Annotated in this window: 12 protein-coding genes and 1 pseudogene; 8 read left to right on the forward strand and 5 right to left on the reverse strand. The window is 64.4% G+C overall.

The features are described from left to right. Nucleotides 1-18: 18 nt before the first annotated feature. Together AC0L27_RS29935 and AC0L27_RS29940 are read right to left on the reverse strand one after the other, a co-directional pair. Nucleotides 19-228, reverse strand: a complete 210-nt coding sequence (locus tag AC0L27_RS29935; protein WP_027514367.1) for a hypothetical protein — start codon at nt 226-228, stop codon at nt 19-21. Nucleotides 229-242: 14 nt separating this feature from the next. Next, complete coding sequence (locus tag AC0L27_RS29940) at nt 243-416, reverse strand: hypothetical protein (RefSeq protein WP_275172905.1); 174 nt, start codon at nt 414-416, stop codon at nt 243-245. Nucleotides 417-935: 519 nt separating this feature from the next. Here AC0L27_RS29940 and AC0L27_RS29945 point away from each other — a divergent pair. After that, nucleotides 936-1,395 (forward strand): annotated as a pseudogene (locus AC0L27_RS29945) (GNAT family N-acetyltransferase). Between the two features lie 53 nt (nt 1,396-1,448). Here AC0L27_RS29945 and AC0L27_RS29950 read toward each other — a convergent pair. Next, nucleotides 1,449-2,849, reverse strand: coding sequence for a TAXI family TRAP transporter solute-binding subunit (locus AC0L27_RS29950; RefSeq protein ID WP_354206215.1), 1,401 nt, complete (start codon nt 2,847-2,849; stop codon nt 1,449-1,451). A 233-nt stretch (nt 2,850-3,082) separates the two neighbouring features. On the opposite strand from AC0L27_RS29950, the gene AC0L27_RS29955 reads away from it, so the two are divergent. Together AC0L27_RS29955 and AC0L27_RS29960 are read left to right on the forward strand one after the other, a co-directional pair. After that, nucleotides 3,083-4,237: an acyl-CoA dehydrogenase family protein gene (locus AC0L27_RS29955; RefSeq protein WP_354064042.1), complete on the forward strand. Its 1,155-nt coding sequence runs from the start codon at nt 3,083-3,085 to the stop codon at nt 4,235-4,237. A gap of 205 nt (nt 4,238-4,442) precedes the next feature. Beyond that, a complete protein-coding gene (locus AC0L27_RS29960; RefSeq protein ID WP_354206213.1) occupies nt 4,443-5,195 on the forward strand; it encodes a hypothetical protein in 753 nt (250 codons plus the stop codon). Nucleotides 5,196-5,752: 557 nt separating this feature from the next. On the opposite strand, the gene AC0L27_RS29965 is transcribed toward AC0L27_RS29960, so the two are convergent. Continuing rightward, on the reverse strand, nt 5,753-7,921 hold the full coding sequence (locus tag AC0L27_RS29965) for a putative bifunctional diguanylate cyclase/phosphodiesterase (RefSeq protein WP_354064036.1): 2,169 nt from the start codon (nt 7,919-7,921) through the stop codon (nt 5,753-5,755). A 113-nt stretch (nt 7,922-8,034) separates the two neighbouring features. Here AC0L27_RS29965 and AC0L27_RS29970 point away from each other — a divergent pair, with 113 nt between their 5' ends. From AC0L27_RS29970 to modC, 5 genes are all read left to right on the forward strand, one after another. Further along, nucleotides 8,035-8,229: a hypothetical protein gene (locus tag AC0L27_RS29970; protein WP_354064034.1), complete on the forward strand. Its 195-nt coding sequence runs from the start codon at nt 8,035-8,037 to the stop codon at nt 8,227-8,229. Nucleotides 8,230-8,390: 161 nt separating this feature from the next. Beyond that, nucleotides 8,391-9,335 (forward strand): penicillin-insensitive murein endopeptidase, encoded by a 945-nt coding sequence (gene mepA, locus AC0L27_RS29975; protein WP_275172910.1) that lies wholly within the window; start codon nt 8,391-8,393, stop codon nt 9,333-9,335. Nucleotides 9,336-9,557: 222 nt separating this feature from the next. Next, nucleotides 9,558-10,340 (forward strand): molybdate ABC transporter substrate-binding protein, encoded by a 783-nt coding sequence (gene modA, locus AC0L27_RS29980; protein ID WP_354206208.1) that lies wholly within the window; start codon nt 9,558-9,560, stop codon nt 10,338-10,340. Nucleotides 10,341-10,351: 11 nt separating this feature from the next. Next, nucleotides 10,352-11,047, forward strand: a complete 696-nt coding sequence (gene modB / locus AC0L27_RS29985; RefSeq protein ID WP_354064030.1) for a molybdate ABC transporter permease subunit — start codon at nt 10,352-10,354, stop codon at nt 11,045-11,047. 2 nt (nt 11,048-11,049) lie between these two features. Next, nucleotides 11,050-11,712: a molybdenum ABC transporter ATP-binding protein gene (modC, locus tag AC0L27_RS29990; RefSeq protein ID WP_354206205.1), complete on the forward strand. Its 663-nt coding sequence runs from the start codon at nt 11,050-11,052 to the stop codon at nt 11,710-11,712. Between the two features lie 148 nt (nt 11,713-11,860). On the opposite strand, the gene AC0L27_RS29995 is transcribed toward modC, so the two are convergent. Then, nucleotides 11,861-13,654: a potassium/proton antiporter gene (locus AC0L27_RS29995; RefSeq protein WP_354206203.1), complete on the reverse strand. Its 1,794-nt coding sequence runs from the start codon at nt 13,652-13,654 to the stop codon at nt 11,861-11,863. Between the last annotated feature and the right edge of the window lie 102 nt (nt 13,655-13,756).

A 13,756-nucleotide genomic window follows, 5' to 3' on the forward strand; every position in this document is an offset into this window, starting at 1 on the left:
TCGGAATATCCTCGGAGGTCATCCGCCCGAATTTTCTGCGCCGACGGCGTTCTCGCTCTCCGGCACCGTCAGCCGGACAGAGTGACCCTGCCGCATGGCGAGCGATGCCGCCGCAACAGCCGCCTCGAAAGCGGCTTCCTTGGTCTGGTAAGTATTCCGGATTTCGCCATCGTGGTCGACGTGCCAGGCGCCGTCCCTGCCAACAATATCATAGGCTGCGAGGCCCATAATCTATCCCTCCTTCATGCGTCCGGTGTTGCCTCGGACGCCTGGGTGCTGCTCACCGGGTCCGACGCCGGGAAACTGTCCTTCAAGCCCTTTTCCAACTCGTCGTCCTTGGCCTTGTCGCGTCGGATGCCACGCTTGAGATCTTCCGCGTTCTTGTCCGGCGGTGCCGGATCGAATTTCTCGGTCATGCAAGTGTCCTTTCGCTACCTCAAACGTCTGGAGCTGATGACCGTTCCTCCGAAGGAACCGACGCAGTCGCGGTTTGCTGTCGAATGGAGAAACCAGAAAGCGCGTGCAGCGCAGTGCTCTTTCATTCAGGTTGCGTCTCGCGCCATAACACATCTTGTGATAGTATCGCGCATCCCTCGGATCAGGAGAAGGCAATGAAAGCTTCGGTTTTTGCGTTAGGGAGCTTGATCATTCTGTCGATCACATCAGCGCACGCAGCTCCCAAAACCCCGGCCGCCCCGCCCACGGCGGCCAGCTCGGTCGCATGTTCCACCTCGGGTGGCGGCTTCGGGAGCTACCCGTCAGGCTGCCGAAACGGAGCAAACTTCAAGACCTACAATGAATGCAAGGAATCAGGCGTCAAGCGCGGCTGGAGACACGAAGACATGGCGTGGTACTGCAGCGGTCTGGGACTGCAATAGCGAGCGGTCATTGTGCTTTTCACGGCCGCGAACCCGGCGCGACGACTGGAGCGACCCATGGAATGCACAATCCGGCCCGCACTCGCAGATGATGCCGATGAGATCAGCGCGGTCATCTTGTGGGCACTGCGGGAAACGAACGCGAAGGACTATGCGGACGGGATCATCGAAAGGATCGCGCATGGCTTCAGTCCCGAAGCCGTACGGCGGCTGATCGGACTACGCACCGTCTTTGTCGCCACGATCCGCAGCCGCATCGTTGCGACCGCAGGTCTCGACGGAAATGTGGTCCGCACCGTCTTCGTGGCTCCCGATGTTCAGGCCCGGGGCATCGGCAAGCTGCTGATGGCCGAGATCGAGCGCACGGCGCGCACGAAACGTTGCTTCGCTGACCGTCCCTTCTTCCGTCACCGCCGAGACTTTCTACGCGCGGCTCGGGTTCAAGGCGGTGCACGACAGCTATCATGGTGACGAACGCACGATCATCATGGAGCGCCTGCTACAGGACCCGACCTAGATCCGTTTTGGACTGTTCTCCGGGATTCAGCGGGCAGCGGGCTTACTCTATCGCTACCGCCGCGCGGCGAGCACGTTCGAAGGAGGGGTTTGCAACGCTGCGCGCCTCTCGCTGAGGGCATGATCGAACAGTTCGAGCACCAGGCCGAAGGCTGCCAGCTCCTCCTCCTCGATGGCGCCATCATCGTAGCAGCCAAGCGTTTCCTCGATGATGGCATCGACCTCCTGCTGCATGGCCAGCAGTTCGTGGTCGAACTCCGCAGTGCGCACCTTGGAAACCAGCGCCAGAATTCTGTTGCGATGGCCAGTGTTCTCGTCGCGTTCATCCCGATTCAGATATTGACGCAGCCAGGCGCCGGCCGAGCCGATGCCGGAGAGAAGCAGGAGCGCAAACCAGAAGTAGTCGCCGTACCTATCGAGGAAGGTGCGCTCGGTCCCGTCGATCACGGCCGCCGCTCCCCGGTGAACCGGCAGCTCGGCTTCTTTCTCGGTGTCCGGCTTGGTGATTTGCGCAGCGCCAGGCACCTGCCTGGCGATCGCCTGGCGGAGGGCGAATTGCTGGCGGTAAAACGCCGCCACTGTCGTTTCGGACAAGGCATTCCGCGCGACGATCAAATGGCTGACACTGACGGTCTCCACCTTGTCGTCCGGCCGGGCTGGATTCGCATTGAAAATGCTTGGCGGAATTTCCTCCGATTCATAACGAGGATGCTTCAGGGCGATGGTTTCCGATGCGTCGATCGCGAGAAATTTCGGCTCGCCCCGCGTCCGGGCGGTCGCGGCAATCGCGTCGGCGGTTATCTTGCTATCGAGCGGACCGACCGCCATGAAGGCGTCGAGGCTCGGGTCACGCGCCAGCTCCTCGAGCTGGCCCGTGCCGAATTGAGCGACCGTGACCTTGTCCGGCTCCACACCGGCGGCGCTCAGGATGACTCTCAGCAACGCGGCGTTCGCCGGGGTCGCGCCGATCACCCCTACCCTGCGCCCTGCGAGATCGGCGATCTCCTTGATTTTCGGCGCCGGCTTTCGCTTGGAGCCCTTGCCCGCCGGTCCCGAAGAAGACCACAGCACGACGAAATTCTTGCGCAAGATGACGACTGTTTGCGCGTCGGCCGGCATTTCCAGATCGCCGCGACCGACCGCAAGGTCGGCCTTGCCGGCACCGAGCAGAGCGAGAGCTTCGGCCGCTCCGGCAGTCGCGATCGGAGACAACCTCACGGTCCTGCTTTCGCTAGCAAAGGCCTCGGTCATCGCCTCGATCACTTTGTGGTCGTTGCTTCCCGGCGGTCCGACGGCAATCCGAAGAGTTATCGGCCGCAGCGCGTAATACAATGTACCCGCAGCAGCTCCGAAAACGAGAAATCCGATAGCTAAAATCAGCAGCAAGGTCTTCGTCTGTCTCCGCCCTCGGCGGGCTGCATCACTGCGTTTCATCGGAGCATCAGACGAGGACATTTGCCGCTGCCGGTTGGAGGCCAAATCGCTGCCTGTTTCGGAAGAGTATCATGCTGTTCTGGAAAACGATAATGTCCGAGCAGTACCAATAGTTTCTTGGGGCCATCATCACTGATCCCGCACTTCAAGTTTGAGGATTGCCGGGATGACGCCGCACACCTTGATCCTCCTCTGCAAATAGATCACCATCGCGAGATCGACCGCTCACAGCAAGAATGGGCGAGGAAACGCGCATGAACGCAACTCCCGGATTTGGCCTCGTCGAACGCGCCCGCGCCCTCGCACCGCTCATTGCAAGCGAGGCTGACGAGATCGAGCGGTCGCGACGGCTGACGCCGCCCGTTGTCAACGCGCTGATCGAGAACGGGCTCTATCGCGCGCTGCTGCCGCAGAGTCTTGGCGGCGCCGAAGCGCCGCCGGAAGCCTTCATGCAGATGCTGGAGGAGATCGCGAAAGCGGATGCCTCCACCGCCTGGTGCCTCGGCCAATGCACGGTCTGCGCGATGATCGCGGCCTCGCTCGACCACGAGACCGCGCAGGAGATCTTCAACACGGCGCCGGGCGTCCTCGCCTGGGGCGCGATCGCGCATGAGGCGCGGGCGGTCGAGGGCGGCTATCGTGTCACGGCGCGCTGGGATTTTGCCTCGGGCTCGCGGCAGGCGAGCTGGCTCGGGGCGCATGTCCGCATCGTCGGCGCCGACGGCGCCCCGCGGAAAAATGCCGACGGCTCGGCGGAGGTGCGCACCATCCTGTTTCCGGTCGCGAGCGCCGTGCTGCACGACGTCTGGCAGGCGATCGGGCTCGCCGGCACCGGCACCGATTCCTACGAGGTCGCCGACCTGTTCGTCCCCGAGCGCTTCACCGCGTTTCGTGACGTGCCGTCCGCGCTCCGCGAGCAGGGTCCGCTCTACAGGATCGGCACCGGCTCGTCGTTCAGCCTCGGCTTTGCCGCGGTGTCGCTCGGGGTGGCGCGCGCCACGCTGGATGCCGCGATCGCACTGGCGCGCGGCAAGCATCAGTCGCTGGCGGCCAGCGCCATGCACGACAACGGGGCGGTCCAGGGCCTGATCGGCCGCACCGAGGGCGATCTTCGCGCTGCGCGCGCCTATCTCTACGCGACGGCCAATGCGATGTGGCGCGATCTCCGCGCGACCGGCGCGTTCAGCGCGGCGCATCGGAGCTCGGTTCGCCTCGCCGCGACCTGGACCATTCACCAATCGGCCAAGGTGGTCGACACCGCCTATCACATGGCCGGCGCGACCGCCGTATTCCGCAGCAATCCGTTCGAGCGCCGGTTTCGCGACATGCACGCCATCGCCCAGCAGATCCAGGCGCGCGACACGCATTACGAGGATGTCGGTAAGATGATCCTTTCAGGGGATCGCTGACGTCGACCAATTGCGAAAGTGCACGCACGCTGACCTATATTGAGTTCGCATCCAGCGTCCTCGCCGCTGAACCTTTGTGAATTTTCCCGGACCAATTTCTATAGCTACAGGAACGACGGCTTTTCCGCCGTGACCGCGCCGACCATATGGAAGCGATAATTCCGAATTGTCTTTAGCGCGCCGATTTGCGCAAGAGAGGTCCGTTATGGGCCGCACAGCTGGCAGGAAAGTCAGTTGCCATGCCATTCAGGGGCGTTCGCCGGGATGGCACCATGGTGGCATGCTCATTGTTGCCACCCTCTGCATCGCATGCACTCTCCTGTTTGCGAGCGAAGCCGTGGCTCAATGCTCGGCGCGAGACGTTCTGCGGAATAACCTGAAGCTCAAGCAAGCGCCCTCTGATCGGCCGCAGATCCCAATCAAATCCGCCGCCGATCACCCCGTGTGGAAGACGATCAAGATCGGGACGTTTGCAAACTTCTTCGCCCTCAGTAACGCGTTGGATGCCGCAGGTTGCGGCATCGGAAACTCGGCTGGCGAAATTCTCGCGCGACCAACGTTTACCGTTAGCGCCACGACAACGAGCGTCGAGCTTTTCACGGTGTCGGCAGCCGAACTGGGCTTTCGGACCGACACTGCGTTGCTGGCGGACATCTATGCCCGCGCCAAACGCTTGGGTTTCGGCCTGGCGGCTGCAGAAGTCGGACCACAACTGAGGCTTCAATATTTTGACCAGCCGATCGGTGAATTTCTCATCATCGGAATGGAGCCCATCAGGACCTGGCAGGGCGCCCCCGTCATCTTGAATGTAGCCAATGGCGGCGCGGGACTCATCCTCATCGGCCAGGATGGCAGCGCCGACGCACAGATCCCCGCGGCATCCCGCTTCGTATTCGTGCGGTCCCATGAAGCCGCTCCTGCCGAGGGGCAAGAGGCCGTAACACTTGTCGGCCGGTGAACTTTCGATCGTGCGCACGTCGAAAGTACGATGGAGGTAAAAAAATGAACTGCCTGCGCATTTTCGCTATGCCTGATGGCGAATCCCATTTTGGGAAATTGATATTCCCACGACACTAACGCGATCGTTTCCCAACGGAGCGCCTGCCGCCAACTACGAATCCTCGCGTTCCGCATTCTACGAAGCCTCGCGAGTTCGTTTTGTTCGTATTCCAGGAGGGGCCCGCGAAGCGGACTTTCATAACCCACCCGGCCGACTCCTTGCCATTTGGTTGGACGGCGAGGTCGAGTTTGAAACGAGCGACGGAGAGATGAGGCGTGTCTCCGCTGGAAAGGCGGTTCTGGTCGAGGATACGCATGGGAAAGGGCATATCTCGCGCCATCCACCGGAAGGGCAAAATGTTATACAGGTTTTACTGCCGCACGGCCTTGATGCGCCTTCTGCGTAGTCGGTGTCGGCCAATCGCATCACTTCGTGGCGTGGCAGTTCACTCCCTGTCGGATCGAAGCGTCATCGGCGAAGCAGCTCCCATCGAGCCGGGTTCATGAGTACGCGCGCTAGGCCACCAGCGCGGCGTCTTCCTCGCCGCCGTCGATGCCCCGTTGCGCGGCGAGCAGGCTGATGATCTCAATATTCGGCCGGGCCTTGCTGAACAGAAAGCCCTGGCCCTCGTCGCAACCTTCGGCGCGGAGGCAGCTCAGCTCGGCTTCGGTCTCGACGCCTTCGGCGGTGATGGTGACGCCGAGGCCTTTGCCGAGGCTGACGATGGAGCGGATGATCGCCTGGGCCTCGCGATTGGCGCCGAGATCGCGCACGAACGACTGGTCGATCTTGATCTTGTCGAACGGGAAGCTGCGCAGATAGCTCAGGCTGGAATAGCCGGTGCCGAAATCGTCCATCGAGATGCGCACGCCGAGCGCGCGCAGCGCATGCAACGTCGCCAGCACCTGGGCGCTCTTTTCCAGCAGCAGCGTCTCCGTGATCTCGAGCTCGAGCCGCCGCGGGGGCAGGCCGGAATGCTTCAGCGCATCCGTCACCACCGAAAGCAGATTGCCACTACGGAACTGGAGCGGCGACAGGTTGACGGCAACGCGGACGTCGTCCGGCCAGGTCGCGGCATCGTGACAGGCCCGGCGCAGCATCAGGCCGCCGAGCGGATTGATCAGCCCGGTCTCTTCCGCGACCGGAATGAACTCGGCCGGCGAGATCATGCCGCGCTCGGCATGCGGCCAGCGCACCAGCGCCTCGAAGCCGGTGATGCGGCCGCTCTGGAGGTCGATCAGCGGCTGGTAGTACGGCCGCAGCACGTCGTTCTGGATGGCGTCGCGCAGCTCGACCTCGATCTTGCGGCGGGTCTGCGCTTTCGCATCGAGCGCCGCCTCGAAGAACGCGAACGAGCCGCGCGCATCCAGCTTGGCGCGCGACAGCGCCATGTCGGCGCTCTTGAGCAGCTTTTCGGAATCGTCGCCGTCGCCCGGCGCCATCGCGATGCCGATGGAGGCACCGACCACCACGGAATGGCCGTCGAGCAGATAGGGATCGGCGATGGCTTCCAGCAGGCGCTTGGCCAGCAGCACCGCATCCTCGGGACGCGTCAGGCCGCTCTGCACGATTGCGAACTCGTCCGAGTTCAGCCGCGCGAGCGCGTCCTCCTCGCGCAAGGTCGAGCGCAGCCGCTTGGCGACGCCGCGCAGCAGCTTGTCGCCGACCGCGTGTCCCAGCGTGTCGTTGACCGCCTTGAAATTGTCGAGCCCCAGCATCAGCAGGGCGACCTTGTCGGTGCTGCGCCTCGTATGCAGCAGCATCTCGTCGACCTGCTGGCGCAGCAGATTGCGGTTTGGCAGACCGGTCAGCCCGTCATGCTGGGCCATGAAGGCGAGCCGCGCCTCGGCGCGCTTGCGCTCGGTGATGTCCATCAGCGCGAGCAGCACCGCGGGCCGCTCGGCATAGGTCAGTTCGCGCGAATAGATCGCAAGGTCGATCAGGGCGCCGTCGGCCTTGACGTGCTTCCAGGTGCGTCCGGCCTGCTCCTCGCCGGCCGAATCGGCGGTCCAGGGCGGCTCGCTGTCAAAAGCCTGAAGGGAACGGATCGTCAGCCGCTCGAACTCGGCGCGGCTGTAGCCGTAATGGGCGACCGCGGCATCGTTGACGCCGAGGATGCGCTCGTCGTCCAGTGCGCAGACGATCATGGGGACGGGATTGCCGTCGAACAGCAGGCGGAACGAGGCCTCGCGCTGCTTCAACTCGGTGATGTCGACGCGCAGGCCGACGACGCCGCCGTCCTCTGTCAGCCGCTCGTCGATCAGGATGACGCGGCCGTCCGCCAGCTTCTGCTCGTGGCGCGAGCCGGGCTGATAGAGCTTTTGCAGCCGCTCCGCGATCCATTCTTCCTCGTGGCCGGCCGCCTCGGGATAGTCGCCGCGGGCGACGCCGATGCGCAGCGTGTCCTCGAGGCGCGCGCCTTCCTCGAACAGATCGGCGGTCTTGCTGTAGATCTCCGCGTATTGCTTATTCCAGAGGACATAGCGGCCCTCGGCATCGAGAAACACGATGCCTTGCGGCAGGATCTCGATGGCCTGGCGCAGGCGCTCATGGGATTTGCGCGCTTCCGCGATCGCAGCCTCGGCCTCGGCGCGGCTGCGCAGAACTTCGTCGCGTTCGGACGGAGGATGAGGGGCGCGCGCAAAGCGCGGCTTGCGCGGGTGCAGGCCGGGCCTGCCAAGCACGCTTCCCTTTCGCTTTTTTGGTCTTCGAAACCCCAAACTCAACTTCACTCGTCCCAGTCGCACCCAGCGACCGCAACTCTTGGAGCAAGTGTCTGAAAAAAAAGTAATCTTGGGTGGCATGGCGATGCGACGCACGGTCTGGCAGCCTCGAAAAAACAGCCCGCATTGCCCGTTTGCAAGGCCCGGCGGCGCCGATGGGCGCTCCAAGCGCATCGCATCGTCGTCATCGGAGAACGAGATGGCGCAAAATTGCGCGCCGCCTTGATTCATTTCCGGGATCGCACGCGATTGTATGCAGAAGTGAGTGAGCAGACGTCCTGCGCACGAATTTTGGTCAATGCATGAGAGGGTTATCGCATCGTTAAAAATCGGCCGCCCGACGCCGCGGAACCGCGACTTTTGGACGAAATTTCAGCGGAGGGACTGTTTCTTAACCCTGACGCGGTGTTGGGGTTATAAGGATGTCAGCATGAGTCCCCGCCGCCTCGCCCCTCTCCTGCTCGTCATGACGCTCCTGGCCGCCGGCGACGCGCTGGCCCAGGACAAGGGCAGCGTCAACCCAAAGCCGCTGCCGCCGCTCGCCAATCTGAACGATCCCAATATCGGCGCCAAGGAGCTGTTCGCGCGAAAGCTGCTGCCGTCGAAGGGACCGGCGCACGTCATCGGCTCCTATGTGAAGGGCTGCATCGGCGGCGCCGAGCAGATGCCCCTCAACGGCGACAATTGGCAGGTGATGCGGTTGTCGCGCAATCGCAGCTACGGTCATCCCGCGATGATCGCGCTGATCAAGCGGCTTGCGGCCAGGGCGCACAAGGACGCGGGATGGCCGGGCATCCTGGTCGGCGACATCGCCCAGCCGCGCGGCGGGCCGGCGCTGTCCGGCCATGCCAGCCACCAGATCGGCCTCGATGCCGACATCTGGCTGACGCCGATGCCGGACCATCGGCTCTCGCGCGAGGAGCGCGAGGACATGTCGGCGGTGATGATGGTGCGTCCGGACCGGCTCGACATCGATCCAAAAGTGTTCACGCCGGGCCATGTGCTGGTGCTGCGCGACGCGGCGCAGGAGCCGGCGGTGCAGCGCATTTTCGTCAATGCCGCGATCAAGAAGGCGCTGTGCCGCGAGGCCAAGGGCGACCGTTCCTGGCTGTCGAAGATCCGGCCGTGGTGGGGCCACGACTATCACTTCCACATCCGCATGCACTGCCCGGCGGGCGCGAGCGACTGCGAGAGCCAGCCGTCGCAATCCGACGACGAAGGCTGCAAGCCCTCCGATCTCGCCTACTGGTTCAGCGACGGCGTGCTGCACCCCAAACCCCCGCCGGAGCCCCCGAAGCCGAAACCGCCGATGACGCTGGCGCAGATGCCGGGGGCGTGCAAAGCCGTGCTGCACGCGGGCAATGCGAAACCGTAAAGCCTTCGCGGTCGTCCCGGCCATTCCAGGTTGGCGCCATGCGGACCGCCGCCTTTGACCTGTTCCGCCACCCTGTTATGATGACCCAGCGATCGCTTGCCGGACCGTAAGTCCGTCGGGCTTGCCGGAACAGCGCTTCCGCCGGTCGCAAGCCTCATTCAACCAACGCCGTCTTGCGCGCGCCGCCTTGCGTGCCCTGAGCGCGCGCATGGAGCGCTTCCGATGTCCCGCCTTTCCGTGCTTTTTTCGGCTTTGCTCCTTCTGGCCGCGGGCCTTTCGCCTGTCGCCGCCGAGGACAAGACCATCACCGTGTTCGCGGCAGCCTCGATGAAGAACGCGCTCGACGAGGTCGACGCCGCCTACACCGCCAGGACCGGCGTCAAGTTCAGCGTCAGCTATGCCGCAAGCTCCGTGCTCGCCAGGCAGATCGAGCAGGGCGCGCCGGCCGATGTGTTCGTCTCCGCCGACACCGACTGGATGGACTACGCGATCTCCAGGAAGACCATCAACGAGCCGACCCGGGTCAATCTGCTCGGCAACAGCATCGTGCTGATCGCGCCGAAGGATTCCAGGCTCGACAACGTGCCCATCGTGCAGGGGTTCGACCTCGCAAAACTCGCCGGCGACGGCAGGATCGCGACCGGCGACGTCAAGTCCGTACCGGTTGGGAAATATGCCAAGGCGGCGCTGACGAGCCTCGGCGCCTGGCAGGCGGCAGAGCCGAAATTCGCCATGGCCGAGAGCGTGCGTGCCGCGCTGACGCTGGTCGCGCGCGGCGAGGCCAACCTCGGCATCGTCTATTCCACCGATGCCAAGGTCGAGCCCGGCGTGAAGATCGTCGGCACCTTCCCGGCGGATTCGCATCCCGCGATCATCTATCCCGTCGCTGCGACCACAACAGCAAAGGGTGAGACCAGCGACTATCTCGCCTTCCTGCGCTCGACCGCCGCCAAGACCATTCTGGAAAAATACGGTTTCAAGTTCCTGATCAGCCCCTCTACATAATTTGCGATTTGATGCTCGACATCTCTCCCGCCGAATGGACGGCGATCCTGCTCTCGCTCAGGGTGGCCGTCATCGCTACGCTGGTGGCAACGCCGTTCGGCATTGCGCTGGCGTGGCTGCTCGCGCGGCGTGATTTCTGGGGTAAGTCGGTGCTCGATGCGCTGGTGCATCTGCCGCTGGTGCTGCCACCCGTCGTCACCGGCTATCTGCTGCTGCTGACCTTCGGCCGCCGCGGCCTCGTCGGCGCTTTCCTCGCGGACCATCTCGGCATCGTCTTCGCCTTCCGCTGGACCGGTGCTGCGCTTGCCTGCGGCCTGATGGCGTTTCCGCTGCTGGTGCGTCCGATGCGGTTGTCGATCGAGGCGATCGACCGCCGGCTCGAGCAGGCCGCCGAGACGCTCGGCGCCACTCCTTTCAAAGTGTTCTTCACGGTGACGCTGCCCTTAGCGCTGCCCGGCGTGCTCGCCGGCATGGTGCTTGGCTTTGCGAAAGCGATCGGCGAATTCGGCGCGACCATCACCTTCGTCTCCAACATTCCCGGAGAGACCCAGACGATTTCGTCCGCGATCTATTCGCTGATCCAGACGCCGGACGGCGATGCCGCCGCGGGACGGCTCGTGATCGTCTCGATCGTGCTGGCGCTCGGCGCGCTGATCGCGGCCGAATGGTTCGCCCGCCGCGCCACCGCGCGCCTGCACGGGAATTGACCATGCTGCGCGTCGACGTCGAAAAACAGCTCGGCGAGTTCTCGCTGTCCGCCGCCTTCGCGAGCGAGGGCCGCGTCATCGGCCTGTTCGGAGCGTCGGGCGCCGGCAAGACCTCGCTGGTCAACATGATCGCGGGGCTGCTGCGGCCCGACCGCGGCACCATCGTGATCGACGGCGAGACCGTCGACGACAGCGCGGCCGGCATTCATGTCCCGACCTGGCGCCGTCGCATCGGCTATGTGTTCCAGGATGCGCGGCTGTTTCCGCATCTCAACGTCGCGCAAAATCTCGACTATGGCAGGCGGATGAACGGCCTCGCGCCCGATCCGGCGCAGCACAAGCGAATCATCGAGCTGCTCGACATCGGCGCGCTGCAGGGTCGCCGCCCCGGAAAGCTCTCCGGCGGCGAGCGCCAGCGCGTCGCGCTCGGTCGCGCGCTGCTGTCGCGGCCGCGCCTGCTGCTGCTCGACGAGCCGCTCGGCGCGCTCGACGAGGGCCGCAAGCTGGAGATCCTGCCCTATCTGGTGCGGCTGCGCGACGAGGCCAACGTCCCCATGGTCTATGTCAGCCACGACGTCGCCGAGCTGCGCCAGCTCGCGACGCAGATCGTGAGGCTGAAGCAGGGCCGGATGACGTCGTTCGGCGGGGTGAAGGTGCTGACGTGAGGGCCTGTTGCCCATCCCCGTCATTGCGAGCGCAGCGAAGCAATCCAGAGTCCCTCCGCGGCGGCGGTCTGGATTGCTTCGCTACGCTCGCAATGACGAAAGTGTGTGGTTGATTTGGTTGCCAAGCTCGACGCGGACTGCGTGGGAGCTAAACCCCCGCCACCGATGTCCACAAATCCGCCAGCTTGCGCCGCAGGACCTGTCTGCGGGTCAGCGGCGCGGGCGCTTCTTCGTCTTCCGGCAGGCGCAGGCCGACGACGTTGACCCGGCCACCGGAGATCGAGCGCGCGACGAGCACGATCGGATCCAGCGCAAGCTCGGCGCCCTCTTTCGGTGCGCGGTCGAGATGGACGTCGAAATAATCGGCCAAAGTCAACTTGCTCTCGTCCTCGCCGGCCTTCACGCCGTAGATCTCCGCGAGCTCGGCGAGCGTGTGCTCGCCGGAGACCATGAAGTCGCCCAGCAGATGCGGGTCCGGCACCGAGCTCGGCTGCATGTCGACGAAGAAGCGGTCGAGCGATTCGGCCTTTTCCGGCGGCGCCAGCAGATAGATGTAATCGCCGGGCGCGATCGGCTCGGCTTCCGTTGGCGTCAAAATGTTCTCGTTGCGGATCACCAGCGTCGGCTTCGACCAGGACGGGATCAGGCCGCGGCGAAAATACAGGCTCTTGGACCGCACTGGATAGCCGACGAGCTGCTGCTCAAGCTGGCCGGGCAGGTCCAATTCGACACGGCGCGGGCCGCGTTCGGCGCGCGGCAGCGCCACGTGCAGCTTGCGCGCGGCCGGCGCCAGGGTCCAGCCTTGCAGCAGCAGCGAGATGATGACGACGACGAAGGCGACGTCGAAATAGAGATAAGCCTTCGATAGCCCGACCAGCATCGGGATCGAGGCCAGGAAGATCGCGACCGCGCCGCGCAGGCCGGTCCAGGCGATGAAGATCTTTTCGCGCCAGTTGAAGCGGAACGGCGCCAGGCACACGAACACCGCGATCGGCCGCGCCACCAGCATCAGGACGAATGCGATCCCGACCGCCGGCAGCACGCTGCCGCCAAGCCGGCTTGGCGAGACCAGCAGGCCGAGCAGCACGAACATCACGATCTGGGCCAGCCAGGTCGCGGCATCCAGGAAGGCCACCACCGAATTATGCGCGCGCGTCGGGCGGTTGCCGATGATGATGCCGGCGAGATAGACCGCGAGGAAGCCTGAGGCGTGCATGATCTGCGAGCCGCCGAAGATGACGAGCGCGGCGGTGGTGACGAACGGCGCATGGAGGCCCTGCGGCAGCGCGACCTTGTTGAGCGCGATGACGACCAGACGCCCGCCGATCACTCCGACGACGGCGCCCAGCACGGCCTCCTGGGCGAACTCCATCAGCACATGCGCGGCCGTGCCCGTTCCCAGCGAGATGTATTCGACCAGCATCAGGGTCAGGAAGATCGCGAAGGGATCGTTGGTGCCGGATTCGACCTCAAGCGTCGCGCCGACGCGCGGGCGCAGGCGCAGGCCCTGGGTATGCACCAGCAGGAACACTGCCGCCGCGTCAGTCGAGGCCACTACCGCGCCGACCAGCAGCGACTCCGTCCAGTTGAGGTCGAGCGCATATTTCGCGAACGGCGCCGTGATCAGCGCGGTCAGCAGCACGCCGACGGTCGCGAGCACCATGGAAGGCGCGAGCACGGTGCGGATGCTGGCAAAGCGGGTGCGCAAGCCGCCGTCGAACAGGATCAGTGCAAGCGCGACCGAGCCGACCAGATAGGTGGTTCGGACGTCGTCGAACTGCAGCTGTCCGGGACCGGAATCGCCCGCGAGCATGCCGATCGCGAGGAAGACGAGCAGAAGGGGCGCGCCGAAGCGCAGCGCAAGCAGGCTTGACAGGATCCCGGCCAACACCAGGACGGCGCCGAGCAATATGGCGAGGCTGACGGAGTCGAGGGAGGCCATCCACCTTCCGGGTACGAAATCGCTGGAATTGCATCCTTATCGTCGGCGGACTCCCACGCAACCCATTTTCTCCCGCTCGCGGCAATCTGCCTGCATTTTGCG

The sequence above is a fragment of the Bradyrhizobium sp. Ken51 genome, from assembly GCF_055807435.1.

Bases quoted from the DNA above. Each gene is read 5' to 3' on its own strand.
- AC0L27_RS29935 (WP_027514367.1), bottom strand. From the start codon at position 228: ATGGGCCTCGCAGCCTATGATATTGTTGGCAGGGACGGCGCCTGGCAC.
- AC0L27_RS29940 (WP_275172905.1), bottom strand. From the start codon at position 416: ATGACCGAGAAATTCGATCCGGCACCGCCGGACAAGAACGCGGAAGAT.
- AC0L27_RS29950 (WP_354206215.1), bottom strand. From the start codon at position 2,849: ATGTCCTCGTCTGATGCTCCGATGAAACGCAGTGATGCAGCCCGCCGA.
- AC0L27_RS29955 (WP_354064042.1), top strand. From the start codon at position 3,083: ATGAACGCAACTCCCGGATTTGGCCTCGTCGAACGCGCCCGCGCCCTC.
- AC0L27_RS29960 (WP_354206213.1), top strand. From the start codon at position 4,443: ATGGGCCGCACAGCTGGCAGGAAAGTCAGTTGCCATGCCATTCAGGGG.
- mepA (WP_275172910.1), top strand. From the start codon at position 8,391: ATGAGTCCCCGCCGCCTCGCCCCTCTCCTGCTCGTCATGACGCTCCTG.
- modA (WP_354206208.1), top strand. From the start codon at position 9,558: ATGTCCCGCCTTTCCGTGCTTTTTTCGGCTTTGCTCCTTCTGGCCGCG.
- modB (WP_354064030.1), top strand. From the start codon at position 10,352: ATGCTCGACATCTCTCCCGCCGAATGGACGGCGATCCTGCTCTCGCTC.
- modC (WP_354206205.1), top strand. From the start codon at position 11,050: ATGCTGCGCGTCGACGTCGAAAAACAGCTCGGCGAGTTCTCGCTGTCC.
- AC0L27_RS29995 (WP_354206203.1), bottom strand. From the start codon at position 13,654: ATGGCCTCCCTCGACTCCGTCAGCCTCGCCATATTGCTCGGCGCCGTC.